Annotated in this window: 21 protein-coding genes; 10 read left to right on the forward strand and 11 right to left on the reverse strand. The window is 72.2% G+C overall.

The window, feature by feature from the left end:
- Window positions 1-11 precede the first annotated feature (11 nt).
- Window positions 12-419 (reverse strand): DUF5994 family protein, encoded by a 408-nt coding sequence (locus tag OG252_RS23920; RefSeq protein WP_329338552.1) that lies wholly within the window; start codon window positions 417-419, stop codon window positions 12-14.
- A gap of 570 nt (window positions 420-989) precedes the next feature.
- Between OG252_RS23920 and OG252_RS23925 the strand changes: the two genes are divergently transcribed.
- From OG252_RS23925 to OG252_RS23940, 4 genes are all read left to right on the forward strand, one after another.
- A complete protein-coding gene (locus tag OG252_RS23925) occupies window positions 990-1,343 on the forward strand; it encodes a hypothetical protein (RefSeq protein WP_266436114.1) in 354 nt (117 codons plus the stop codon).
- A 944-nt stretch (window positions 1,344-2,287) separates the two neighbouring features.
- Window positions 2,288-6,250, forward strand: coding sequence for a WD40 repeat domain-containing protein (locus OG252_RS23930; protein WP_329338555.1), 3,963 nt, complete (start codon window positions 2,288-2,290; stop codon window positions 6,248-6,250).
- 167 nt (window positions 6,251-6,417) lie between these two features.
- The gene (locus OG252_RS23935; RefSeq protein ID WP_329345187.1) at window positions 6,418-7,008 is read left to right on the forward strand and encodes a UTRA domain-containing protein; all 591 of its coding nucleotides are present in this window, start codon (window positions 6,418-6,420) and stop codon (window positions 7,006-7,008) included.
- A complete protein-coding gene (locus OG252_RS23940) occupies window positions 7,005-7,778 on the forward strand; it encodes a glycosyltransferase family 2 protein (RefSeq protein ID WP_266436118.1) in 774 nt (257 codons plus the stop codon). The genes OG252_RS23935 and OG252_RS23940 overlap by 4 nt, the downstream gene beginning before the upstream one ends.
- Here the strand turns inward: OG252_RS23940 and OG252_RS23945 are convergent.
- Both OG252_RS23945 and OG252_RS23950 read right to left on the reverse strand, forming a co-directional pair.
- Window positions 7,768-7,944, reverse strand: a complete 177-nt coding sequence (locus OG252_RS23945) for a ferredoxin (protein ID WP_373464363.1) — start codon at window positions 7,942-7,944, stop codon at window positions 7,768-7,770. The two genes, OG252_RS23940 and OG252_RS23945, sit on opposite strands and share 11 nt — an antisense overlap.
- A 105-nt stretch (window positions 7,945-8,049) precedes the next feature.
- Entirely contained in the window at window positions 8,050-9,297 is a 1,248-nt protein-coding gene (locus OG252_RS23950; protein ID WP_329338559.1) for an amidohydrolase family protein, read from the reverse strand.
- 69 nt (window positions 9,298-9,366) lie between these two features.
- Here OG252_RS23950 and OG252_RS23955 point away from each other — a divergent pair, with 69 nt between their 5' ends.
- Window positions 9,367-9,987 (forward strand): nucleotidyltransferase family protein, encoded by a 621-nt coding sequence (locus OG252_RS23955; protein ID WP_329338561.1) that lies wholly within the window; start codon window positions 9,367-9,369, stop codon window positions 9,985-9,987.
- 118 nt (window positions 9,988-10,105) lie between these two features.
- On the forward strand, window positions 10,106-11,524 hold the full coding sequence (locus tag OG252_RS23960; protein WP_329338563.1) for a serine/threonine-protein kinase: 1,419 nt from the start codon (window positions 10,106-10,108) through the stop codon (window positions 11,522-11,524).
- On the opposite strand, the gene OG252_RS23965 is transcribed toward OG252_RS23960, so the two are convergent.
- Entirely contained in the window at window positions 11,470-12,249 is a 780-nt protein-coding gene (locus tag OG252_RS23965; protein ID WP_329338565.1) for an NAD(P)H-dependent oxidoreductase, read from the reverse strand. The two genes, OG252_RS23960 and OG252_RS23965, sit on opposite strands and share 55 nt — an antisense overlap.
- Before the next feature lie 121 nt (window positions 12,250-12,370).
- Here OG252_RS23965 and OG252_RS23970 point away from each other — a divergent pair, with 121 nt between their 5' ends.
- Window positions 12,371-13,216, forward strand: a complete 846-nt coding sequence (locus OG252_RS23970) for a helix-turn-helix domain-containing protein (RefSeq protein ID WP_329338567.1) — start codon at window positions 12,371-12,373, stop codon at window positions 13,214-13,216.
- A gap of 3 nt (window positions 13,217-13,219) precedes the next feature.
- Here the strand turns inward: OG252_RS23970 and OG252_RS23975 are convergent, their stop codons facing one another.
- On the reverse strand, window positions 13,220-13,939 hold the full coding sequence (locus OG252_RS23975; RefSeq protein WP_266436125.1) for a TIGR03943 family putative permease subunit: 720 nt from the start codon (window positions 13,937-13,939) through the stop codon (window positions 13,220-13,222).
- Window positions 13,936-14,982, reverse strand: coding sequence for a permease (locus tag OG252_RS23980; RefSeq protein ID WP_329338570.1), 1,047 nt, complete (start codon window positions 14,980-14,982; stop codon window positions 13,936-13,938). The genes OG252_RS23975 and OG252_RS23980 overlap by 4 nt, the downstream gene beginning before the upstream one ends.
- A 200-nt stretch (window positions 14,983-15,182) precedes the next feature.
- Here OG252_RS23980 and OG252_RS23985 point away from each other — a divergent pair, with 200 nt between their 5' ends.
- Entirely contained in the window at window positions 15,183-17,111 is a 1,929-nt protein-coding gene (locus OG252_RS23985) for an NAD-binding protein (protein WP_329345188.1), read from the forward strand.
- Between the two features lie 82 nt (window positions 17,112-17,193).
- On the opposite strand, the gene OG252_RS23990 is transcribed toward OG252_RS23985, so the two are convergent.
- Window positions 17,194-19,014: a S9 family peptidase gene (locus OG252_RS23990; RefSeq protein WP_266436128.1), complete on the reverse strand. Its 1,821-nt coding sequence runs from the start codon at window positions 19,012-19,014 to the stop codon at window positions 17,194-17,196.
- A gap of 105 nt (window positions 19,015-19,119) precedes the next feature.
- On the opposite strand from OG252_RS23990, the gene OG252_RS23995 reads away from it, so the two are divergent.
- Both OG252_RS23995 and OG252_RS24000 read left to right on the forward strand, forming a co-directional pair.
- Entirely contained in the window at window positions 19,120-19,494 is a 375-nt protein-coding gene (locus OG252_RS23995) for a nuclear transport factor 2 family protein (protein ID WP_329338572.1), read from the forward strand.
- 52 nt (window positions 19,495-19,546) lie between these two features.
- Entirely contained in the window at window positions 19,547-20,341 is a 795-nt protein-coding gene (locus OG252_RS24000) for an SURF1 family protein (protein ID WP_329338574.1), read from the forward strand.
- Between the two features lie 190 nt (window positions 20,342-20,531).
- On the opposite strand, the gene OG252_RS24005 is transcribed toward OG252_RS24000, so the two are convergent.
- From OG252_RS24005 to OG252_RS24020, 4 genes are all read right to left on the reverse strand, one after another.
- Window positions 20,532-21,569: a hypothetical protein gene (locus OG252_RS24005; RefSeq protein WP_329338576.1), complete on the reverse strand. Its 1,038-nt coding sequence runs from the start codon at window positions 21,567-21,569 to the stop codon at window positions 20,532-20,534.
- 119 nt (window positions 21,570-21,688) lie between these two features.
- Window positions 21,689-22,285 carry a SigE family RNA polymerase sigma factor gene (locus OG252_RS24010; RefSeq protein WP_266436135.1) on the reverse strand — a complete coding sequence of 199 codons (597 nt, stop codon included), beginning with the start codon at window positions 22,283-22,285 and terminating at the stop codon, window positions 21,689-21,691.
- A gap of 474 nt (window positions 22,286-22,759) precedes the next feature.
- Window positions 22,760-23,830 (reverse strand): aspartate-semialdehyde dehydrogenase, encoded by a 1,071-nt coding sequence (locus OG252_RS24015; protein WP_329338578.1) that lies wholly within the window; start codon window positions 23,828-23,830, stop codon window positions 22,760-22,762.
- A complete protein-coding gene (locus tag OG252_RS24020; RefSeq protein WP_266436140.1) occupies window positions 23,830-25,110 on the reverse strand; it encodes an aspartate kinase in 1,281 nt (426 codons plus the stop codon). Before OG252_RS24020 ends, OG252_RS24015 begins: the two co-directional genes overlap by 1 nt.
- Window positions 25,111-25,253: the final 143 nt, after the last annotated feature.

Here is a 25,253-nt window from a genome sequence, read left to right on the forward strand (position 1 = left end):
TGGTGATGTGATCAGACCTGGTGGCCCACCGCTGCTGCTGCCGCCGCCATCAGCGCTTCGGCCGCCGCCGCGGTCATGTCCGGAGGTACGACCAACAGATCCCAGCGCCCCCGCCCCGGCGCGAGGAGGACCACGGTGTGCGGGGCGGACGCCGTCACGGTCCTGTGCAGTCCCACGACCTGGTTGGAGACGAGCATCCGGCCGGGCGCCGCCGACCACTTCGCCCCGTTGACCGTGACGCTGGTGATGTGGCCCCACGCCCTCGGCAACCCGGCGAGGAGTCGCGGGAGTTCGGCGAGCAGGTCGTAGGAGCGGGGCCACCACGCTCCGTCGATGGGCCGGGGCAGGACGCCGTGGGGTGCGAGGCGCAGGCGGAGTACGGGGTGGGAGGGGATCGGGGGCTGCAGTGCGGTGGTCATGGAGGCTCCTGGTGACGTTCGACTGCCGTGCTGAAGCTGAAGTGGGAGGGCCGGGTCGGGCGCGACCAGCGGCGATCCGGTCCGGGGTCGGCCGGCGCACGTCGTGCACCCGGTCGAGGCGTTCGAGGAGGCGTATGACCGCGGCTGACGGATCCGGCCGATCCGGCCGACCGCCGTCCACGCCGTGGCGGGCGCTCGCGCGGTCGGCGTGTGGTGGAGTACGACGATCGCCGCTGTCACCGTGACGGGGGACGTTCCGTCGTAGGACGGAATCACCGTCGTGGGCGAGGGAGGACGGGGCGCCATGCGGAGCTCCTCGGCCTGGATGCGGATGGCGCGGCCGGGGTCACGGGCTGCCCCTGTAAGAAGGGTGCTGTGCGGTGGAGAAACGGGCGGTGGGCTCGTACGAAGAGTCCTCGCCTCGTTCACCGTACTCCCGCACCGCGTAATAACAGCCTCCGGCGCAGGGAACCGCGTTGACACGGGCCGAAGCCGGACGTTGACTGGCGGCACGGCGCAGAGCCATGCCGCTCCGGAACACCCGGCACCACACACAGGAAAGCGGCACACATGATGTACGACCAGACACGCGCCCAGCAGCCCGCGGACCAGCCCCGGGGCGTCGCCGGACGCCGCGCCACGGGGCCGGAGCCGCTGGTCCCGGCGGACGAGCGGGAGCAGATCGCCACGCGTCTCGGGCATGCCGTCAACGCCTTCGCCGACACCCCGCGTGAGGCGCTGGAGCAGGCCGAGGGCGCGTTCGACGAAGCCACCGCCCAGCTCGTGAACTCCCTCGCCGAACTGCGGCGGGTCCTTCGCGAGAACTGGCAGGACCGGGACCCGGAGGCGGAGGGGGAGTCGACCGAGCTCCGTCTGGCGCTGCGGCAGTACCGGGAGCTCACCCAGCGGCTGCTGCGCCTCTAGGGCCGTCCGTGACCGTCCGGACGTCCGGGCAGGTCAGACGGTGATCCGGGCACGGCGGCGCACAGTGGGCTGCCCCGTGGAGCGATCGGGCTCCGGGCACACCGTGACCAAGGCCGTGCTGTTCGACCGAGGCCGTGCCTCCGACGTGTGGCGGACGGCCCACCAGGCCGTTCGCGCCTGTCTCGCCGAGGCGGGGTCCGGAGCGCCTGACACCGGGCGGACCGTCGTCGCCGTGGGAGTGGCCGGGCACGGCGACTGCCTGTACGCCGTCGAGGAGCGGGCCGGCCGGTTCGGGCCGCGATCGTGCCGATGGACACCCGCGCCGAATTGGTGCCGGAGGAGTGGCGGGGCACGCCGGTCTGGTCGCGTGCCCTGGCGTTGTCGGGCACGGTGCCCTTCGCGGGGTCCCCGGCCGCCCTGCCGGCCTGGCTGGACCGCCACGAGCCGGCCCGAGTCCCATCCCCCGCACCCACCCCCGCACCACGCGTCGTCCGGCACCGGTCCCTCCCCTCGTGGGGACCGGTGCCGAACCATGCGGGCGGCGTCGATCCGTGCCGTGACGGCGTGGATCGTGGAGCAGCCGGGTCTTGGTCGGTGGGAGCGCGGGCCGGTCGGACAACCGGCTCTGGGTGGGCTCTGACGCTCAGGGAAGAAGACCGGCGCGCCGTGTCGTGATTCCGGCGCAAGTTGACCGAGAACATACGGCGGCATGAGTGGTCTCTCCGAGCGCTGAGCTGGTGGCCGGTCCGGACGACGTCCCGTTGCTGCGCTGTTGCGTCGTGATCCTGCCAGCAGGGGGCCCCGATGAGGAGGTTCCGGTCCGGATCCGGATCCTTAACCGCAGGTCAGCCGTATAAAGTGAGTTTTCCGGTCCGGATGGTCCAGAGGTCCGGACGGTCCGGTGAAGCGATGGTCCGGATGTCCAAGCGCGGAGGAAGTAAGGGGTGGACGCCTTGAGTTCCGACTCAGGGGCACGCACGGCCTTCGCCGAACGCCTCGCGCTGTTGTACCGGGAGGCCGGGAACCCTCCCCTGAAGAGCGTGTCCGAAGCGGTCGTACGGCTTCAGCGGGTCGACGAACGCGGGCGGGCCGTACGGGTGTCCGCCCAGCGGATCAGCGACTGGCGGCGGGCCAGGAACGTACCGGCGCAGTTCGCCGCCCTGTCCGCAGTCCTGCACGTCCTGATACCGCAGGCCCGCCGCGAGCGGCCCGTACCGGTGGCCCCCGGGCTGTACGACCTGGCCCACTGGCAGCGGCTGTGGGAGCGGGCGGTGGCCGATCCGGCCGGCGAGCGGCCCGCCGCCTCTCCGGAGGCGGACGAGGAGCAGCGGGCCGGCGTGTGCCCCTACCGCGGGCTCGCCTCGTACCGTCAGCAGGACGCCCGCTGGTTCTTCGGCCGGGAGCGCAGCACCGAGGCCCTCGTCGCCCAGCTGCGCGCGGCGGAGAAGACAGGCGGCCTGGTGATGCTCGTCGGCGCCTCGGGGGCCGGGAAGTCCTCCCTGCTCAACGCCGGCCTGGTGCCGGCCCTGCGGCAGGGCGCACCGGGCGACGACGGCGAGGCCCCGGCGCGGGAGGTGCTCCAGCTCGTGCCGGGCGCCGATCCGCTCGCGGAGCTGACCGGCCGGATCCCCGGGCTCGCGGACGTCAGGGCCGCCGCGGAGGAGTCCGAGGCGGTCCGGGACGCGGTCGCCGCGTGGGCGGCGGGCTGCGAGAACCCCGCGCCTCCGGTCGTCATCGTGGACCAGTTCGAGGAGACGTTCACGCTCTGCTCCGACGAGGCGGACCGGCGTACGTTCATCCAGTTCCTGCACGCCGCGTGCACGCCCGCCGGTCCCGGTGAGCCACCGCCCGTGCTCGTGGTCCTCGGGATCCGGGCCGACTTCTACGAGCAGTGCCTCGGGTATCCCGAACTGGCCGACGCCCTCCAGCACCGCCACATGGTGCTCGGACCGCTGACCACCGCGGAGCTGCGGGAGGCGGTGACCGGGCCCGCCAAGGCCGTCGGGCTGGAGATGGAGCCCGGGCTGGCGGAGCTGATCACCCGGGAGGTGAGCGCCGACGGGCCGCGCGGCGCGCACGACGCGGGGGTGCTGCCGCTGCTGTCCCACGCGCTGCTCGCCACCTGGCAGCGCCGCAAGGCGGGTCGGCTGACGCTGGCCGGATACCGTGCGGCGGGCGGCATCCAGGGAGCGGTGGCGGCGACCGCCGAGCGGGCCTGGTCCGCGCTGGACCCGCCGGCGCGTACGGCCGCGCGGCTGCTGCTGCTCCGGCTGGTGCGGCTCGGCGAGGACACCCAGGCGACCCGGCGGCGCGGGACGCGACGGCAGTTGGCGGAGGAGTCGAGGGACCCGGCCAAGACGGAGGAGTCGCTCGAGGCGCTGGTGCGGGCCCGGCTCGTGACGCTCGACGCGGAGACCGTGGAGATCACCCACGAGGCCCTGCTGACCGCCTGGCCCCGGCTGCGCGACTGGATCGACGAGGGCCGGGGCGACCATCTGCTGCGCCAGCGGCTGGAGGAGGACGGCCGCGCCTGGGAGGGCTCGAACCGCGACACGTCCCTCCTCTACCGGGGTTCGCGGCTGGAACAGGCCCACACCTGGGCGAAGGCCGCCGGCGAGACCTTCCTGACCCGCAGCGCGGTGGATTTCCTGGCCGCCTCGGTCAGGCTGCGCCGACGCACCGTCTGGATCAGCCGCGGCGCGGTGTCGGCGCTGGTCGTGCTGTCCCTGGTGGCCGTCGGCGCGGCGCTGATCGCGTGGCAGCAGCGCAACGACGCGGTGTTCGAACAGGTCGTCGCCGAGGCGGACCGCGTCCAGTACACCGACCCCTCGCTGTCCGCCCAGCTCGACCTGGTGGCCCACGACCTGCGGCCGGGCGACGAGGGCACCAACAACCGGCTGGTCGCGATCGTGAACGCGCCGCTGGCCACCCCGCTGCTCGGCCACACCGGCGCGGTCTACCTCACCTCGTTCAGCCCGAGCGGGCACACCCTGGCCACCGCCAGCTACGACCGGACCGTACGCCTGTGGGACGTCCGGAACCCGACGCACCCGAAGCCCCTGGGCAAGCCGCTCACCGGTCACACGAGCTGGGTCAGCAGCGCGGTCTTCAGCCCGGACGGCAGCACCCTCGCCACCGCCGGCGACGACGGCACCGTCCGCCTGTGGGACGTGCAGGACCCCCTGCACCCGATCTTGCTCGGCAAGCCCCTGACCGGCCACGAGGGCACCATCTACCTGCTCGCGTTCAGTCCGGACGGGCGGATCCTGGCCTCCGCCGGCGAGGACCGGACCGTACGCCTGTGGGACATGGCCGACCCGGACCGGCCGAAGGCGCTCGGTGCGCTCACCGGGCACACGGCCGCGGTCCGGGCCGTGGCCTTCAGCCCGGACGGACGGACGCTCGCGACCGGCGGCGACGACGACACGGTCCGGCTGTGGAACACGGCAGATCCTCGTCGTCCCAAGCGGGTCGGCCCGGTGCTGACCGGCCACACGGGTCTGGTGCACTCCGTGGCCTTCAGCCCCGACGGACAGACGCTCGCCAGTGGCAGCGCCGACGACACCGTACGGCTGTGGGACGTGGCCGATCCCGGTCGCGCCGAGGCCCTCGGCGGGCCGCTCACCGGCCACACCGGTGCCGTGTGGTCCGTGGCCTTCAGCCCCGACGGTCAGACGCTCGCCGCCGCCAGCGCGGACAGCACGGCGAGCCTGTGGAACGTCAGCGATCCGGCCTTCCCGGCGCAGGTCGGCGAGCCGCTCGCGGGCAGCAGCGGCGAGATGTACGCGCTGGGCTTCAGCCCGGACGGCCGCACCCTCGCCACCGGGAGCGGCGACAGCAAGGTGCGCCTGTGGTCGGTCCCGACCTCGGACATGATCGGCCGGAGCGGGGCGTTCCGGCCGGACGGGCGGGTGCTCGCCACGGCCGCGCGCGACGGGCGGATCCGGCTGTGGAACGTGGACACGCCCGACCGGCCGGTGTCCCTGAGCGAGCCGTTCATGCCCGGCGACGAGGGCCAGCGTTCGCTGGCGTTCTCGCCCGACGGCCGCACCCTCGCGGTGCTGACCGGAAGCCGTGCGGTGTACCTGCTGGACGTCACCGACCCGACCCGGCCGGTCTCCCACGGCCCGCCGATCACCCTGCGCACCCGGTTCATGGGCCCGGACGCGCTGGCCTTCAGCCCGGACGGGCGCATCCTGGCCACCGCCTACGACGACCGCACCATCCAGCTGTGGAACGTGAGCGACCCGTCCCGCGTCACCGCGTTCGGCGCGCCGCTCACCGGCCACCGGGGCTACGTCAACGCCCTCGCCTTCAGCCCGGACGGCCACACCCTCGCCAGCGGCAGCGCGGACGGCACGGTCCGGCAGTGGGACGTGACCGACCCCCGCCGTACGAAGTCCCTGGGCGCCCCGCTCACGGGCCACCTCGGACCCGTCAACGTGCTCGCCTACAGCCGGGACGGCCACACCCTGGCCAGTGGCAGCGACGACGACACCGTGCGGCTGTGGAACGTCACCGATCCCTCGAAGGCGGCCCGGCTCGGCTCGCCCCTCACCGGCCACACCGAGGCGGTCGTGTCGCTGACCTTCAGCGAGGACGGCGACACCCTGGCCAGCGGCGGCAACGACAACACCGTCCGGCTCTGGGACGCCGGCGACCCGGCCCACGCCTCCCCCATCGGCCAGTCGATGAGCCCCAACGCCAAGACCGGCAACTTCCTGTCGTTCAGCCCCAAGAGCCACATGCTCGGGGTGTCCAGCGGCACCGACACCGTCCGGCTGTGGAACCTCGACGTCGACGCCGCGATCGACCACATCTGCTCGACCACCCGCGGCGTCCTGACGAAGGAGAAGTGGAACGAGTACCTGCCGCGGCTGTCGTACGAGCCTCCGTGCGACCAGTGATCCCGCTCACACCTGCTTGCTACGGCTCAGCAGTCGTCTCCCGCCGGGCAGGCAGCCTTGTTAGTGTTGGCCATAGCCCGATCGCTGGTGCATCCCCCGTCGCCAGCGGTCGGGCCTTTCCGTGTCGCCGCCACCGGGCGCGCACGGGCCGGGAGTCGTACGCTGACCTGGTGCGGAAGGTCTACCAAGTGGTCCGTGACAACCGGCGGCACCAGTGGGAGAAGAACCGGGTGCACGCGTCCTGGGCCGAGCGGGCCGGGACCGGGGCCACGGAACGCGACACCGGGTCCGAGCGCGCGAATCTCGTCTTCCACGCGCGGTACCGCGAGATCGCCGCGCCCCCGGACCTGGCCGAGGCGTTCGGCGTCCCGCCGGCCACCCCCCTCGTCGAGCGCACCTACCGGACCCGCCACGCCTGCGAGAGCACCCCGGTCAGCCTCACGACCTCCTACCTCGTCCGCTGCATGATCGCGGCGAACCCCGCCCTCCTGGACCACACCAACGAGCCCTGGCCCGGCGGCACCCAGCACCAGCTGCACACCGTCGGCATCGAGGTGGGCCGCGTCGAGGAGCGGGTCACCGCGCGTGCGCCGACCCCCGAGGAGCGTTGCGAGCTGGAGCTCGCGGCCGGGACCCCGGTGATCCTGCTGCGCAAGACCTCGTACGACATCGACGAACGCGTGGTGGACATCTGCCGCGTCACACTCCCCGGCGACCGTACCGAGCTCGTCTTCACCACCCCCCTGGAAAGGTGGTGAGTGCCGCCGTGACCCGGCGCGTCATCGTCGTCACCGCCGTCCACGCCCCCTCGGCCCGCTTCCTTCCCGAGGCCCACACGTCGCTGTGCGCACAGGAGTTGCCGGAGGGCTGGGAGTGGCACTGGGTGATCCAGGAGGACGGGCGCACCGACGCCGTCGCGCCCTACGTCCCCGACGACGCCCGGATCACCTTCCGGCAGGGGCGGCCCGGCGGCCCCGGCGTCGCCCGCACGATCGCGCTCGCGCACGCCGAGGGGACGTACGTGAAGATCCTGGACGCCGACGACCAGCTCACCCCCGGCGCCCTGGCCCGCGACCTGGCCGCCCTCGAAGCCGACCGCACGCTCGGCTGGGCGACTTCCCGTGCCCTGGACCGGCTGCCGGACGGCTCGACCGTGGGCTTCCCCGGCGACCCGGCGACGGGGCCGATCGAGCGCGGGGCCGTGCTCGACTTCTGGCGGGCCAACGGTTTCCGCGCCCAGGTCCACCCGGCGACCCTCTTCGTACGGCGGGATCTGCTGCTCGCCCTCGGCGGCTGGATGGCGCTGCCGGCGTCCGAGGACACGGGGCTGCTGCTGGCGCTGAACTCCGTGAGCCGCGGGTGGTTCTCGGCCGAGGTCGGGCTGCTCTACCGCAAGTGGGAAGGGCAGGCGACCGGGCAGGCGGCGCACGCGGACACCGCCGAGCGGGCGGCACGGATGGCCGTGGCGGAGGCACGGGCGCGGGCGCTCGCGGGGTCGGGGTGGAGCTGGCCGGCGCCTAGTCGGTGAGCTTGACCGCCTGTGACGGGCACAGCTCGGCCGCCTCCCGTACGTCCGGATCGTCGCCGGTGTTCTCGCGGCCGGGTATGACGGCGCCGAATCCGTCCGCCACCGTGAAGACGGACGGAACGCGGTAGACGCATTCACCGGAGCCGTAGCACAGGTTGGAATCCACGGAGACCTTCATGGACAGTGCCTGCCCGTCCGACGCCCCTTCTAGGCGCCTTTGTCTCCAGGCGCCTTTGTCTCCAGGCGCCTTTGTCTCCAGGCGCCTTTGTCTCTAGGCGCTCTTGTCGAAGGGCAGCTCCAGCATCCGGATGGCGTTGCCGCGCAGCAGCTTGTACGTGACCTCGTCCGAGAGGCCGGCCACGTGCTCCTCGGCGACCTGCTTGGTGTGCGGCCAGGTCGAGTCGACGTGCGGGTAGTCCGTCTCGAAGGTCGCGTTGTCCTCACCGACCGTCTTGATGGCCTCGATGCCGTGTCGGTCGCGGAAGAAGCAGCAGAAGATCTGCCGGTAGTAGTACGTCGACGGCGGCTCCGGGATCAGGTCCTTGACCCCGCCCCACGCCCGGTGCTCCTCCCACACGTCGTCGGCGCGCTCCAGGGCGTACGGGATCCAGCCCATCTGGCCCTCGCTGTACGCCAGTTTCAGCCGCGGGAACTTCACCAGAACCCCGGAGAAGAGGAAGTCCATCATCGACGCCATCGCGTTGTTGAAGCTCAGCGCGGCCTGGACGGCGGGGGGCGCGTCGGGGGACGCGGCCGGCATCTGCGACGAGGACCCGATGTGCATGTTCACCACGGTCCCGGTCTCCTCGCAGACCGCGAAGAAGGGGTCCCAGTACCCGGAGTGGATCGACGGCAGCCCCAGATACGTCGGGATCTCGCTGAACGTCACGGCCCGTACGCCCCGCTCGGCGTTGCGCCGGATCTCCGCGACGGCCAGGTCGATGTCCCACAGCGGGATGAGGCACAGCGGGATGAGCCGGCCGCCGCTGTCGCCGCACCACTCCTCGACCATCCAGTCGTTGTACGCCCGCACGCAGGCGAGTCCGACCTCCTTGTCCTTGGCCTCCGCGAAGGTCTGCCCGCAGAAGCGGGGGAAGGTGGGGAAGCAGAGCGAGCCCTCGACATGGTTCATGTCCATGTCCTCCAGCCGGGCCTTCGGGTCCCAGCAGCCCCGTCGCATCTGCTCCCGGGTGATCCCGTCGAGCGTCATCTCGTCCCGCGAGAAGCCGACGGCCGCGATGATGCGCTTGTACGGGAAGAGCTCGCCCTCGTACTCCCACCAGTCGGTGATCTGGCCGTCGGGGTCGGTGGTGAACCGGTACTTCCCCCCGACGTACTGGAGGTCACCGATCCCCGCGGTGAGCGGCTTCGGCCCCCTGTCCCGGTACTTCGCCGGGAGCCACGTCTCGAAGAGATGCGCGGGCTCGATCACGTGATCGTCCACGCTGATGACCTTGGGCAGTTCCCTGCCACCGCTACTGACCACTGCGTGCCCCTTACGCTGAATCTGACGACCCATCAGATTAAGCGTAGGGGGCGGCTCCTGCGGCAGCAATACACGCCGCCTTGATCGTGGTAGGGAGGGGGCATGCCCGGTCGACTCCCTCTCACCGAACAGCTCACGGCCCTGCGCTCCACGCTCTCCCGGAACGAGGTCCTGACCGACGTGCTGACCAGGGCGGCGACACTGGAGCTGCCCGGCTGGTACCTCACGGCGGGCTGTCTCTTCCAGACCGTGTGGAACGTGGCCACCGGCAGGCCCCCGGCAGCCGGCATCAAGGACTACGACCTCTTCTACTTCGACGACACCGACCTGTCCTGGGAGGCCGAGGACGCCGTCATCAGGGCGGGCAAGGCGGTGTTCGCCGGGGTGCCGGGGGAGGTGGAGATCCGCAACGAGGCCCGGGTGCACCTCTGGTACGAGGAGAAGTTCGGGGTGCCCTGTCCGCCGTACGAGTCCACCGAGGCGGCGATCGACTCCTTCGCTGCGACGACGTGCTGTCTGGGCGTACGGCTGGAGCCCGACGGGGAATGGCGCGTCTACGCCCCGCACGGCCTCTCCGACGTCTACAACCTCGTGGTCCGGCCCAACCCGGTCCTCGCCCCGCGCGAGGTCTACGAGGCCAAGACGCGGCGCTGGCAGGAGCAGTGGCCGGAACTCACCGTTCTGCCGTGGCCGGGACGGATCAAGGACGACCCCTGTGGGTGAACACCGGGCGGTCGGGCGCCGGTAGGCTGGGTCGGCTGCGGCACCCCCCACCATCACCCGCGTCACCGTGGGTCGTTGAGTCCTGCGGCGGTCGAGACGTCATTACGGCAATCACGGCATGAGGATGAAAACACAGGTGCTGATCGCGGGCCGGTACCGGCTGCACGACCCCATCGGACGCGGCGCGATGGGGGAGGTCTGGCGGGCGTTCGACGAGACGCTCGGCCGGACGGTGGCCGTCAAACTGCTCCTTCCCCACGACTCCGATCCGACGGCGACCTCCCGCTTCCGGCTGGAGGCGCAGACCGCCGGGCGGCTCAACCACCCGCATGTGGTGGGCGTGTACGACTTCGGCGAGTACGACGGCCGGCTCTTCCTGGTGATGGAGCTGGTCGAGGGCGACAGTCTCGCCCGCCGGCTCAGCACCGCGGGACCGCTCCCCGTCGAGCAGGTGGCCCGGATCGCGGCGCAGGCCGCAGCCGGGCTCACCGCCGCCCACCAGCAGGGCATCGTGCACCGCGACATCAAGCCCGCCAACCTGCTGCTGGACGCCGACGGCACCCTGAAGATCGGCGACTTCGGCATCGCCCGTTTCGTCGACGACCCCTCCGGCGCGCTCACCACCACCGGCCAGATCGTCGGCACCAGCCTCTATCTCGCCCCCGAGCGCGCGCTGGGGCAGGCCGCCGGACCGGCCTCGGACGTGTACGCGCTGGGCTGTCTGCTCTACCAACTCCTCACCGGACGCCCGCCGTTCCAGGCCGACACCGCCGTCGCGATCCTCCACCAGCACCTCGACGCCACCCCCGTCCCGCCCCGGCAGGCCCGCCCCGAACTCCCGCCCGCCTTCGAGAACTTCCTCCTCGGGCTCCTCGCCAAGCGGCCCGAGGACCGTCCGGCCACGCAGCAGATCGCCGAGTGGTTCGGCGGCGGGGCCTGGCAGGGTCGCTCGGAGCCCCTGCCGGAACCGGCACCCGCGCGGCAGGCGGCGACCCCGCTGATCCCGCCCCCGACCGGACCGGGTCTCCCCGGCGGTTCGGAGGCCGGCCCCGCGACCACGTACGCGCTGCCCTCCGCCTCGGTACGGCCGTCCCGCTCCCGCAACGCCGGGTCCCCCGGTGCCCGCGGCCTGGTCGCGCACCGGCCGAGGGTGATGGCGACGGCCGCCGCGGTCGTGGTCTTCCTGGCCGCGATGCTCGCGGGGATGCTCTGGTTCTCGCCGGGCAACAGCTCGGCGGAGAGCCCCGGGAACGGCACGCCGGGCGCTACGACGCCGGGGGCGTCCGAGGGGTCAGAGGGATCCGTTGGGTCCGATGGGTCCGCCGGGTCCGAGGCGCCCGAGGGATCCGGAGAATCCGGGGGATCCGCGACCAACCTGTCCGACACCCCCGAGGCCTCCCCCACGTCCTCGTCTCCCACCCCGACTCCCACACCCACTCCCACCCCCTCCAGGACGGATGACGGGCAGAAGGGCAAGGACGGTCAGGACAAGGGCACGGACGAAGAGGACGAGGACGAGCCGGACGAGGAGGGCTGAGGCCCGACGGTCCGTCCTGTCCGCGCAGGCGCCTCGTACGGGACCGGGTCGGCCGTGAAGAGGGTGCCGAGGCGGTGCGCGTACGCCTCCCGGGCCGCGGCGAAGTGTTCCGCCGGGAGGGCGTTCGCCTCGGACACCGTGAACGGCTCCAGCGGGGTCATGCCGGTGAAGCGGAACAGGCCGTGCTGGAGCGGGTGGAGGACGTCCGTGAGGCGGCCGTGGATGCCCCGGTCGGAGAAGGACCGCTCGCGGGCTCCGTACGTCACCGACAGCAGGGCCCGGCGGCCCGCCAGCGGCGCGTCCTCGCCGTAGGGCGGCGCGACCCGGGGGCCGTACGCGAAACCGCTGGTGAAGACGCGGTCGATCCAGCCCTTGAGGATCGCCGGGGCGGCGAACCACCACATCGGGAAGTGCAGGATCACCGCGTCCGACCAGAGGAGTTTCTCCTGCTCGGCGGCGATGTCCGGGGCGAGGCGGCCGGCGAGGGTGGCCTCCTCGGAGACGTCCATCACGTGCAGGCGGCGGTCGGTGCCGTGCTCGGGGAAGTCGTCGGCGTCCACCGTCGCCTTCCACTTCATCGCGTAGAGGTCGCTGAGCCGCACCTCGTGCCCCGCCGCGCGGAGCTGGTCGACGGCGAAGGCGGTGAGGGAGGCGTTGAGGGAACGGGGGTCGGGGTGGGCGCTGACGACGAGGACGTTCCTGCCCGGGTCGGTGTTTTCCGTCATGTCCTTCACGGTGTCCCGGGCGCCGACGGGTAGCCAGAACCTTGTGGAACCGGCGGATTCGGAATCCTGGTATTGCCAGGGCCACCCGTACGGGATGCGGGCGCCGCGCATACTGGAACGCATGGACGGCGTGCACGGGGTGGGGGAAGGCAAGGCACTCGGCGGCTTTCTGCGGGCCAGGCGGGGGCGGGTGGCACCGGAGCGCGTGGGGCTCGCGGGTGGCGGCCGGCGTCGCGTGCGCGGGCTGCGCCGGGAGGAGTTGGCCCAGCTCGCCGGGATCAGCGTCGACTACTACGTCCGTCTCGAACAGGGCCGGGCGACCCAGCCGTCCGCCGAGGTCCTCGACGCCCTCGCCAGGGTCCTCGGGCTCGACACCGCGGAGCGCCGGCACCTCGACACCCTGGCCACCGGCAGGCCCGAGCCCACGCCCAGGCTCCGCGTCGGCCCCGTGCTGCTGCGTGCCCTCGAGGCCATGGCTCCGCTGCCCGCCTTCGTGACGGACCACCGCCTCGACGTCGTCGCCTGGAACGACCTGGGCGCCGAGCTGATGGGCGGCCTGGCCGACCCCGGCCGCCGGGACCGCAACAACGCCCGTTTCCTCTTCCTGGACCCCGCCTCGCGCGAGCTGTACCCCGAGTGGGAGGCGAGGGCGGCGGAGGCGGTCGGGCAGCTGCGGGTGGCCGCGGGACGCTATCCCGACGACACCGAACTGGGCGCACTCATCGCCGAATTGTCCAGGAGCAGCGCCGACTTCCGGCGGATCTGGGACTCCGGCGAGGTGATGATGTGCGCGGCGGGACGCAAGCGGCTGCGGCACCCCGCCGCCGGACTGCTCGACCTCGACTACGAGACCCTGCACGTGCCGGCCGCGCCCGGTGAGACGGGCCTGATCATGCACGTGTTCAGCGCCGGGGAGGGCACGGCGGAGGCCGCCGCCCTCGAACGGCTGACGACCGCCCTGGTCTGACGGTCAGTTGTTCCAGGTCTCGTCGTACGGGTCCTTGGGCGCCTCGACCGGTACGGCACCGGTGACCTCGATGAACGGGATCGGGCCGCCGTTGACCGGGTCCTTGGTCCGCTTGGCCGTGTACGTGCCGGTGACCTCCAGCCAGGTGTCCGGTTGCAGCACCGGCGGAATCCGGCCGGTCAGCCCGACCTTGACCGGCTGGGCGTCCGCGGCACAGCAGTTGAGAGCCATCCGGACCAGGTACGGCGTCCCCGTGCGGTCCAGCGCCACGAACCCGGCGACCTTGACCTGCCGGTCGCCGAGGGAGCGCCCGTGGTCGTAGGCCGCGCGGCCCGCGTAGTCGACGAGGTTGAGGCGGAGCGGCCCGTCGGCGGGCAACGCGGCGTAGCCGTACGGCTGTTGCAGCGCCGTACCGGTGCGCAGGGCGCTGTACGAGCCGAGGGCGGGCGGGGCGACGAGGATCAGGGCGAGGAGGGGGAGGACGAGGAGCCAGGAGACGCGGGGCTCGGGATGTGCGTGGCCCTTGCCCTGGGGCCGCTGCCTCCCGGCCCGCCACTCGTACCAGACGGTCGCCAGCGCCGCCGCGATCAGGACGACGCCGGAGGCCAGCAGCATCGGACGCAGCCCGGCCTTGACGTACCGCAGATACAGGTCGGTGAGCCCGGCGTGCAGCAGGGCCGCGCCGAGCAGGAACAGGACCGCCGCCTGTGCCTGCCGGTTCACAGCAGCACCGCCCCGGTCAGCACCGACAGCGCGACGGCGAGGACGAAGGTCGTGGGCGCGAACCGCAGCGCGAAACCGCGCCCGAACGTCCCCGCCTGCATCGCGAACAGCTTCAGGTCGATCATCGGCCCGACGACCAGGAACGCCAGCTTGGCGGTGAGCGAGAACTGCGTCAGCGAGGCCGCCACGAACGCGTCCGCCTCCGAGCAGATCGACAGCAGTACGGCGAGGATCGCGAGCGCCAGCACCGAGACGACCGGATGGTCGGCCGCGGCCTGCAGCCACTCCTCCGGCACGACCGCCTTGAGCGTCGCGGCGGCCATCGCGCCGATGACCAGGAACCCGCCCGCGTGCATCACGTCGTGCCGGACCGAGCCCCAGAACGCGGCGCCCCGGCCCTGACCGTCGTACGTCTGACGGGCGGGCGGCCGCAGCCAGTCGGTGCGTCCGAGCCGCAGCCACAGCCAGCCCATCGCGCACGCCACCAACAGGCTCGCGACGAGACGCGCGAGGACCATCTCGGGGTCGTTGGGGAAGGCGACGGCCGTGGCCGTCAGCACGATCGGGTTGATCGCCGGCGCGGACAGCAGGAACGTCAGCGCCGCGGCCGGCGTGACCCCCCGCCGCACCAACGCCCCCGCCACGGGCACCGACGCACACTCGCACCCCGGCAGCACCACCCCCGCCGCCCCGGCCACCGGAACCGCCAGAGCGGGCCTCTTGGGCAGTGCCCGCGCGAAGAACGAGGCCGGCACGAACACCGCGATCGCCGCCGACAGCAGCACCCCCAGCACCAGGAACGGCAGCGCCTGCACCATCACGGCGACGAAGACGGTCGTCCAGCTCTGCATGACGGGCGCGGCGAGCGCGCCTCGGATGGGCCCCTGGGCGAGCACCATCACGACCAGCAACAGGGTGAGGGCGAGCGGAGAGCTGAGCCGCCCCCGCTCTTCCCGCTCCTCCCTCGCCTCCCCCTCTGGCCCGTGCACCGGCGGGCGCGCGTCCTCGCCCGTCCGCTGCGGGACGGTTCTGGTGATGGCCACGGGCGAGGTACCTCCGGGCGTCGGGGTCGATCCCTTTTCTCCTGTACGAGGATTCTGCCGCCGTTGTTCAACTCCGCGCGGGATCATGTGCGGTTCCGTCCGGACCCGGCCGTGCAACCGCCGGTACCGGTGAGGCAGTCTTGCCCCTTGTGGTGAGCGTTCCGAATCAGGGTCCGGCGGGTGCTGCGGCTGCCGCGCACATGGTGGTGTGCGGTGACGACGGGCTCGCGCACCGGCTGGCGGCCGAGCTGCGCGGAGTGTACGGCGAGCAGGTCACGCTGGTCGTGCCGCCGGCCGAGCGCTCCGTGCGCCCGCCGGTCGTCGGACGTGCGCGGGCGGCCTCGGCGCTGCTGGACCGGGTGGTGAACGCGGCCGTCAACCGGGCCGGGGGCAACGCCGCTTCGGTCGAGCCGGCGAGGAGCGAACCGGCGGGGAGCGAACCGGTGCTCGTGGAGGCCGCCGAGGCGACCGAGAGTGTGCTCGCCGAGGCGGGTGTGGAGCGGGCGGCCGCCCTCGCCCTCGTGTACGACGACGACGAGACCAACATCCGCGCCGCCCTCACCGCCCGCCGCCTCAATCCCACGCTGCGGCTCGTCCTGCGGCTCTACAACCGGCGGCTGGGGCAGCACATCGAGGAACTCCTCGACCAGGCGGCCGCGTTGGCGACCGGTGGTACGACGGGGCCCGCCGCGGTGTTCGACGCCTCCACGACCGTGCTGTCCGACGCCGACACGGCCGCGCCCGCGCTGGCCGCGAGCGCCGTCGCCGGCACCAGCAAGGTCGTGCAGACCGACGGGCTGATGCTGCGCGCGGTGGAGCGGCCGGTGCCCCGGCCGGGCGAGACGGCCGACCCGGGGCTGGCCACGCTCGCGCTGCTGTCCGCGACCTCCAACGACCCGGGCGGCGACGCGAACGGCCCCGAGAGCGGGGAGCAGGGACCTCTGCTGCTGCCCGACGCGGCGACGGTACGGGACGCCGCCGGGCGCGGAACCGTCGTACTGGAGCAGGTGTCGTACTCCGGGCCCGCGCTGTCCTCCGGGCGCGGGATCGTGCCGCCGTTCGCCTCGCTGTTCTCGCGGCGGCTGCGGTGGTCGCTGGCCGGGCTCGTGGGGTGCGTGGTCGCGCTCGCGGTCGCGTTGAAGCTGGTCACCGGTGACCATCCGCTGCACGCGTTCTACCTGACCCTGCTGGATCTCTTCGCCATCAACGACCCCGCGATCGGCGCGGACACCGGCCGCCAGGTCCTCCAGCTCCTGTCCGGTCTGGTCGGCTTGCTGCTCCTGCCGGTGCTGCTCGCCGCGGTGCTCGAAGCGCTGGGCACCTTCCGCAGCGCCTCCGCACTGCGCAAGCCGCCGCGCGGGCTCGGCGGGCACGTCGTACTGCTCGGGCTCGGCAAGATCGGCACCCGGGTACTGACCCGGCTGCGCGAACTGCACATCCCCGTGGTGTGCGTCGAGGCCGACCCCGAGGCGCGCGGACTCCCCACGGCACGGCGGCTGCGGGTGCCCGTGATCCTCGGCGACGTCACCCAGGAGGGCGTCCTGGAGGCCGCCAAGATCCACCGCGCGTCCGCGCTGCTCGCGGTGACCAGCGCGGACACCACGAACCTGGAGGCCGCGCTGTACGCGCGGTCCGTACAGCCCGGTCTGCGGGTCGTGCTTCGGCTGTACGACGACGACTTCGCGACCGCCGTGTACCGCACCCTCCGGGCCGCGCACCCGGGGGCGAGCACGCGGAGCCGGAGTGTGACGCATCTGGCGGCGCCCGCGTTCGCCGGGGCCATGATGGGGCGGCAGATCCTGGGGGCGATTCCGGTCGAGCGGCGGGTGCTGCTGTTCGCCGCCGTGGAGGTGCGCGGGCATCCGCAGTTGGAGGGGAAGACGGTCGGGGAGGCGTTTCGGGCGGGGTCCTGGCGGGTGTTGGCCTTGGACACGGACGCCTCCGGCGGACGGCGAGCGGAGTCGACCGCGGAGGAGGCCTACGAGGACGAGCGGGCTTCCGGACTGGTATGGGACCTTCCGGACACGTATGTGCTGCGCGACTCGGACCGGGTGGTGCTGGCGGCCACACGGAGAGGGCTTGCGGAGTTGCTGGGGCGGCGGGCTCGGCGGGAACGGGCCGGGGCGTAGGGGCTCTGCCCCTACCACCCCGCCAGGGGGCTCCGCCCCCTGGACCCCCGGCCTATGCCCACGCACCGCCCGACTCGGTCACTTACGAGCTCGCCAAATGCCTCTCCGCGAAGTCCAGCTCCAGCCTCACCTGCTTGATGCGCTCGTCCACGACCAGCGAGCCGTGTCCCGCGTCGTACCGGTACACCTCGTGCACCGCGCCCCGCGCCTCCAGCCGCTTGACGTAGTTGTCGATCTGGCGGATCGGGCAGCGCGGGTCGTTGACGCCCGCCGAGATGTACACCGGGGCCTTGACCTGGTCCACGTACGTCAGGGGGGAGGACGCCTCGAAGCGCTCCGGGACCTCCTCGGGGGTGCCGCCGAGCAGGGTGCGGTCCATGGCCTTCAGGGCTTCCATCTCGTCGTGGTACGCCGTGACGTAGTCGGCGACCGGGACCGCCGCGATGCCCAGGGTCCAGGCGCCGGGCTGGGTGCCGAGGCCGAGGAGGGTGAGGTAGCCGCCCCAGGAGCCGCCGGTGAGGACCAGGCGGGAGGGGTCGGCCAGGCCGGAGGTGATCGCCCATTCGCGGACCGCCGCGATGTCCTCCAGCTCGATGAGGCCGACCCGGTGCTTCAGGGCGTCGGTCCAGGCGCGGCCGTAGCCCGTCGAGCCTCGGTAGTTGACGCGGACCACCGCGTATCCGTGGTCCACCCAGGCTGCCGGGCCCGCCGCGAACGCGTCGCTGTCGTGCCAGGTCGGGCCGCCGTGGATGTCGAAGACCGTGGGGAGCGGGCCGGTCGCGCCCGCCGGCCTCTGGACCAGGGCGTGGATGCGGCCGCCCGGGCCCTCCACCCACACGTCCTCCACGGGGACGGACCCCGGGGACTTCATGCCGGGCGGGTCGAGGACGACCTTGCCGGTCGTCGAGCGGACGGTCGAGGGCTCGGCGGAGGAGGACCAGAGGTACTCCACGCTGCCGTCGGGACGGGCCGTCGCCCCGGAGACGGAACCCGCCGGAGTCGGGACCTTGACCAGGTCACGGGTCGCCAGGTCGTAGCGGAAGAGCTCGCTGCGGGCCTCGAAGCTGTGCGCGATGAGCAGCCCGGTGCCGTCCGGGTACCACTCGGCGCTCACGTCGCCGGGCAGGTCCAGGGCGAGGTCGCTCTCCACGCCGCTCGCCACGTCCCACACCAGGGGCTCCCAGCGGCCGCGCCGCTGGTGCCCGATGAGCAGCCTGGTGTCCCCGGCCACCGGCGCGAAGCCGAGGACCTCGAGGCCCAGCTCCTTCTCACCGCCCTTGGTGTCGTCGAGTTCGGCGACCGGCGTGCCGTCGGGGCGCAGGACGCGCAGCGCCGAGTGCATCGCGTCGCCGTGCTCGGTGTGCTCGATCGCGATCAGCGTGCCGTCGTGAGAGAGGTCGCCGACGGCCGCCGACTCGCGGTGCCGGTAGATCTGCACCGGGTCCTCGCCGGTGCGGGCGACGTGGATCGTCGTACCGTCCTCGTCGGTCGAGCGGCCCACGACCGCCGTACGGCCGTCCCGTCCGAGCGCCAGGCCCGCTGGGTACGAGGCATCGAGGCCCGGCGTGGCGAGCTCGTCCTCACCGCCCCCGAAGGGCTGGCGGCGCCACACGCCGAACTCGTCGCCGTCCTTGTCGTCGAACCACCACACCCAGGTGCCGTCCGGGGAGAGCACTCCGTCCGTCGTGCCGTTCGGCCGGTCGGTCACCTGGCGTTGCTCGCCCGTCGCGCGATCCCAGGCATACAGCTCGTACGTCCCCGTCGCGTTCGACACGAACAGGGAGCGGTCCGGTGCGTCCTCCGCCCAGTCGGGCAGCGACACCCGGGGCGCCCGGAAGCGCTTCTCCCAGTCCGGCATCTCCTCGTTGCGCTCGGCCGCGGCGGACCCGTTGCTCTCAGTCATGACCCCATACTGCCCGCCCGGACCGACAATGCGCTGACCAGGTCCCCAGCCTGTGGATAACTTCACGCAAGCCCGTTGTCAGTGGCACGGTGCAGACTCTTCGGCATGACGGATCTGCGCAAGACAGTCGAGACGTTCTGGGCCACCGCCGAGGCCCGGGACTGGGGTGCGTTCGAGGAGACCCTGGCCGAGGACATCGTGTACACGCTGCCGCAGACGAGGGAGCGGATCAGCGGGCGGGAGCGGTTCGTCCGGTTCAACCGGGAGTATCCGGGCGACTGGCACCTGCGCGTCGAGCGGATCGTCGCCGAGGCGGATCAGGTGGTCACCTGGGTCCACTTCACGGTCGGGGAGGAGGAGATGTACGGCATCGGCTTCTTCACGGGGGACGAGAGCGGCCGTATATCCGCCTTCACCGACTTCTGGCCGGAGCCCTACGAGCCGCCGGCGGGCCGGGAGCACCTCGTCGAGCGGTACTGACCGCGCGACCCCGCGGCCCGGCCCTGCGCGGCAGCCACGTACCTTTGAAGGCGTGTACCGGTTTCTGCTGACGCCCCGTTGGTGGGGGATCAACGTCTTCGTGCTGCTCGCCATCCCCTTCTGCATCTTCATGGGGTCGTGGCAGCTGAGCCGCTTCGAGGACCGGATGCAGGACCAGCAGACCGTCACCGCCCAGGCCGAGTCCGGCAAGCGGGAGGCCGCCCGTCCGCTGGCCGAGCTGCTGCCGGTGGACAAGGCGACCTCCGGCAGGCTCGTCACCGCGACCGGGCGCTACGACCGGCAGCTCCTCGTCCCGGACCGCGAACTGGACGACAAGGCGGGTTACTACGTCCTGACGCTGCTGCGCACCGACGGCGGCAAGGCCCTGCCCGTCGTCCGGGGCTGGCTGCCCGGCACCCCCGACCCGGCGAAGGTCCCGGCCGCGCCCACCGGCGAGGTCACCGTGACCGGTGCGCTGCAGGCGTCCGAGACGCCCGGGAGCAACGGCGTCAGCGCGCAGGGCGGGCTGCCGGCCGGGCAGACCGGGGCGATCAGCGCGGCGTCGCTGGTGAACCTCGTGCCGTACGACGTGTACGACGCGTGGGTCACGCTCTCCGAGGCGGACTCCGGGATGACGGCCGTGCCGGCCGCGGCGCCGGCGGACACGGGGCTGGACCTGAAGGCGTTCCAGAACCTCGGGTACACCGGGGAGTGGTTCGTGTTCGCCGGGTTCGTGGTGTTCATGTGGTTCCGGCTGCTGCGGCGGGAGATCGAGTTCCTGCGGGACGCGGAGCTGGGGCTGGTGCCGGACGAGGAGCCGGTTGCCGTCGACGTCGGGAGCAAGTGACCCGGGGCCGGCGCTCGGCGGTGGGTCGCGCGGCCCGGCGCTACGGGGTGCCGCTGCGCCCACCCTCCCCCACTCTCGGCTTCGCTCGAGCGGGGGGACCCCCATCGCCCCAGCGGCACGACTGCCCGCAGCTGCGTCGGCCTGACGGCCTTGGCTGCCGCCCGCGCCCACCCGGCGTACGACTCGGCGCTTACGACGCCGCCAGCACGCCCGTCCAATAGACCGTCCCCGCACACGCGTTGGACACCGTCGCCGAAACCGACGGCGCTCCGGCCTCCGCGGTGTTCGTGACGGTCACGCTGCCGTCGGCCGTGCCCTCCGTGACCAGCTGGGGCGAGGTGCCGGTCTCGCCACCGGTGGTGGTGCCGCCGTCGGTGGTGGCGCCGCCGGTGGGCGTCGGGTCGGGCGTGGGGGTGCCCGTGTCGCCGGTCGAGTTGTCGCCGGTCGTGGGGCAGGTCTCCGAGGGCACCCAGGCGAACTTGACGTCGTAGGCCGAACCCGGCTTCAGCACCAGCGAGGCGACCTCGAGGGCCGGGTCGGGCAGTCCGGCCGCCGCGTCCCCGGCGACATGCCGGGCCGTGCTGATCTTGGTGGCGTCCGCCGCGCCGGCCGCGGTCGGGCTGACCGTGCCGGGGCCGACGACCGTGCAGTCGGCGGTGGAGGTGTTGGTGATGCGGAAGGTGCCGTAGACGGTGCCGACGGAGTCGGGGGCGTCGACGCTCTGGGTGGCCGAGCCGAGGTCGGCGGCCGTACAGACGGGGACGCCGGCCGTGCTGCTGACGGCGGGGTCGGCGCCGCTGCTCGCCCCGGCGCCACTGCCGGCGCCCTTGCCCTTGTCCTGTTCCTTCTGCTCGCCCTTGCCCTTGTCCTCGGTCTTCCCGGCGGAACCGCCGGAGGTGCTCTCGCCGCCGTCGGGGCCCTTGCCCTCGCCCGCGCCGCCCTGCGCCTGGGAGTAGTGACCGGCCATCGACGGGTCGGCGTCCGTACCCGTGGAGTTGGAGACGTGCAGGAGGGCCGGGATGGCGGTGCCGACGAAGAGGGCCGCGGCCGCCATGCCGACGACGGCCTGCCGCTTGCGTGCGCGCCGGGCGGGGACCGCCTTGCGGAGGTGGTCCAGCGTGCCGTCGCGCGGCTCGATCTCCTGGACCGCCTGGTGCAGCAGGCCGCGCAGTGCCAGCTCGTCCGAGTCGAGCCCGGTGGGGCTCTGGTCGTCGGGGCCGTGGTTCACAGTTCCGTTCCCAGCGTGCGATTGCTTCGGCGTCTGCTCGTCCGACGACTCTGTCGGCTCACGCCATTCATAGGGCTCGTGGGGGACGTGCAGATGACGCCGCCCGTCGTTGTCTCGGCTCATACCGGGGCCTCCATGGCAACCCGCAGAGCGGCGATGCCGCGCGAGCCGTACGCCTTGACGGAGCCCAGCGATATCCCGAGGGTCTCGGCGACCTGGGCCTCGGTCATGTCCGCGAAGTAGCGCAGCACCAGGACCTCGCGCTGGCGGCGCTGCAGGCCCTTCATCGCCTTGATCAGGGAGTCGCGCTCCAGCAGGTCGTACGCCCCCTCCTCCGCGCTCGCCATGTCCGGCATCGGCTTGGACAGCAGCTTCAGGCCGATGATGCGGCGGCGCAGGGCGGAGCGGGAGAGGTTGACGACCGTCTGGCGCAGGTACGCGAGGGTCTTCTCCGGGTCGCGGACGCGTTTGCGCGCGGAGTGGACGCGGATGAAGGCCTCCTGGACGACGTCCTCGCAGGAGGCGGTGTCGTCGAGGAGGAGCGCCGCGAGACCGAGCAGCGAGCGGTAGTGGGCCCGGTAGGTCTCGGTGAGATGGTCGACGGTCGTGCCGGCGGCCGCGACATCTTCGGCGCCGTCACGCTGTCCAGGGATGCGGGCGGGCCGCGCTGCGGGCATGGGGGCGATCACCGGCATGCCACCGGACGTGCCGGCCATGCGGGGTCGTAGGGACGGCCGGGGCGGCCGAAGGGCCGTGCCGCGCGTCGCCGCTCTGAAGTCGAGAACCTCTGCCACGCCAGTTGGACACACTCCCCCCCGTCAGGGTTGTACGCGACCGGCCGTCTTCTGCCAGGCAGCACAACTGACCGTGCGTCAAACGCCCTCATGCCCTACCCGCTCTTCCCCTGTGTCCTGAATGGCCAGGGCGTCCCCACGCCCTGTCAAGCTTCCCCGCGCCCCCGAAGGGTGTTCGCAAAGACGCTCCCCGCCCTCCGCGCGGTTGCGGAGGACGGGGAGCCAAATCTTCGGACGCCGAGGCGGCTCGGTTCAAGTGGTCCGGACCATCGACCGGCTCACACTTCTCATACAGATCCTACAAATGTACGCGGTTTCAGCCAGGACTTTTCCGGCGGTAACCCTTTACCTCAACACACGTCACACATCAGACCAGCGGACGAGGCCGCGCAGGCGTCACCCGAAGTCCGCCGCCACCAGCTCCGCGATCTGCGCGGTGTTGAGCGCCGCCCCTTTGCGCAGGTTGTCCCCGCACACGAAGAGTTCGAGCGCCGTCGGGTCGTCGAGCGCCCGCCGCACCCGCCCGACCCAGGTCGGGTCGGTGCCCACGACATCGGCGGGCGTGGGGAACTCCCCCGCCTCCGGGTTGTCGAAGAGGACGACGCCGGGCGCCGTGGCGAGGATCTCGCGCGCCTTGTGGACGGTGACCTCGCCCTCGAAGCGGGCGTGGACGGTCAGCGAGTGGGTGGTGACGACCGGCACCCGGACACAGGTCACCGCGACGCGCAGCCGGGGCAGTCCGAGGATCTTGCGCGACTCGTCGCGCACCTTCATCTCCTCCGAGGACCAGCCGTCCTCGCGCAGCGATCCGGCCCACGGTACGACGTTCAGCGCGACCGGCTCCGGGAACGGCCCGGTGTTGTCCCCGACCGCCCGGCGTACGTCACCGGGGCTGGTCCCCAGTTCCGTACCGGCGACCAGGGACAGCTGCTGCCGCAAGGTCTCGACACCTGCGCGGCCGGCCCCGCTCACCGCCTGGTAGGAGGAGACGACCAGCTCGCGCAGCCCGAACTCGGCGTGCAGCGCGCCGAGGGCCACGATCATGGAGAGGGTCGTGCAGTTGGGGTTGGCGATGATGCCCCGCGGCCGGACCCGGGCCGCGTGCGGATTGACCTCGGGAACGACGAGGGGCACCTGCGGGTCCATCCGGAAGGCGCCCGAGTTGTCCACGACCACCGCGCCCCTGGCGGCGGCGACCGGCGCCCACTGGGCGGACACCTCGTCGGGCACGTCGAACATGGCGACGTGGACCCCGTCGAAGGCCTCCTCCGTCAGGGCCACCACCTCGACCTGCTCACCGCGCAGGGCCAGCTTGCGGCCGGCCGAGCGCGGTGAGGCGATCAGACGGATCTCGCCCCAGATGTCCGCGTGCTGGGACAGGATCTGGAGCATGACCGTGCCGACGGCTCCGGTCGCACCCACGACCGCGAGCGTCGGCCTGCCGGTTCGCCCGGCACCCACGGTCATCAGCGGCCAGTGCCCCCGTAGACGACGGCCTCGTCGCTGTCGGAGTCGAGCCCGAAGGCGGAGTGCACGGCCCGGACGGCCTCGGGCACGTCGTCCTGGCGGGTGACGACCGAGATGCGGATCTCGGAGGTCGAGATCAGCTCGATGTTCACGCCCGCGTCGGACAGCGCCTGGAAGAAGGAGGCGGTGACGCCCGGGTTGGTCTTCATCCCGGCGCCGACGAGCGAGATCTTGCCGATCTGGTCGTCGTAGCGCAGCGACTCGAAGCCGATCGAGCCCTTCGCCTTCTCCAGTGCGTCTATGGCCTTGCGGCCCTCGGTCTTGGGGAGGGTGAAGGAGATGTCCGTCAGACCGGTGGAGGCCGCGGACACGTTCTGCACGATCATGTCGATGTTGATCTCGGCGTCCGCGACCGCGCGGAAGATCACCGCGGCCTCGCCCGGCTTGTCCGGGACGCCGACGACCGTGATCTTGGCTTCGGAGACGTCGTGGGCGACTCCGGAGATGATGGCGTGCTCCACCTGCTGGTCCCCTTGCGACTCGGGCTTCTCGTTGCTGACCCAGGTGCCCGGCAGTCCGGAGAAGGACGAGCGGACGTGGATCGGGATGTTGTAACGGCGTGCGTACTCCACGCAGCGGTGCAGCAGCACCTTGGAACCGGAGGCGGCGAGCTCCAGCATGTCCTCGGAGGAGATCCAGTCGATCTTCTTCGCCTTCTTCACCACCCGAGGGTCGGCGGTGAACACGCCGTCGACGTCGGTGTAGATCTCGCACACCTCGGCGTCGAGGGCGGCGGCGAGGGCCACGGCCGTGGTGTCGGAGCCACCGCGTCCCAGCGTGGTGATGTCCTTCTTGTCCTGGCTGACGCCCTGGAACCCGGCGACGATGGCGATGTTGCCCTCGTCCAGCGCCGTCCGGATCCGGCCGGGCGTGACGTCGATGATCCGCGCTTTGTTGTGGACCGAGTCGGTGATGACGCCTGCCTGGCTGCCGGTGAAGCTCTGGGCCTCATGGCCCAGGTTTTTGATCGCCATGGCCAGCAGTGCCATGGAGATACGCTCTCCGGCGGTCAGCAGCATGTCGAACTCACGCCCGGCAGGCATCGGGGATACCTGTTCGGCGAGATCGATCAGCTCGTCCGTCGTGTCGCCCATCGCGGAAACGACCACGACCACCTGGTGGCCGTTCTTCTTCGCTTCCACGATTCGCTTGGCGACGCGCTTGATGCCCTCGGCATCGGCTACGGAGGAGCCTCCGTACTTCTGCACGACAAGGCCCACGTGCGCTCCTCGCTCATTCCGTCTGTGTATCCACAGCCCACACATACGCGTGTGTACTGCGGTCGGCTCAGTCTATCGAGCGCCCGAAATTCGCCCCTGAGGTATCGCATCGTGAGATTCGGGCGCCCAGGTCAGCGCATGCC

Origin of the sequence: Streptomyces sp. NBC_01352 (assembly GCF_036237295.1) — a bacterium.
Taxonomy (GTDB): domain Bacteria; phylum Actinomycetota; class Actinomycetes; order Streptomycetales; family Streptomycetaceae; genus Streptomyces; species Streptomyces plumbiresistens.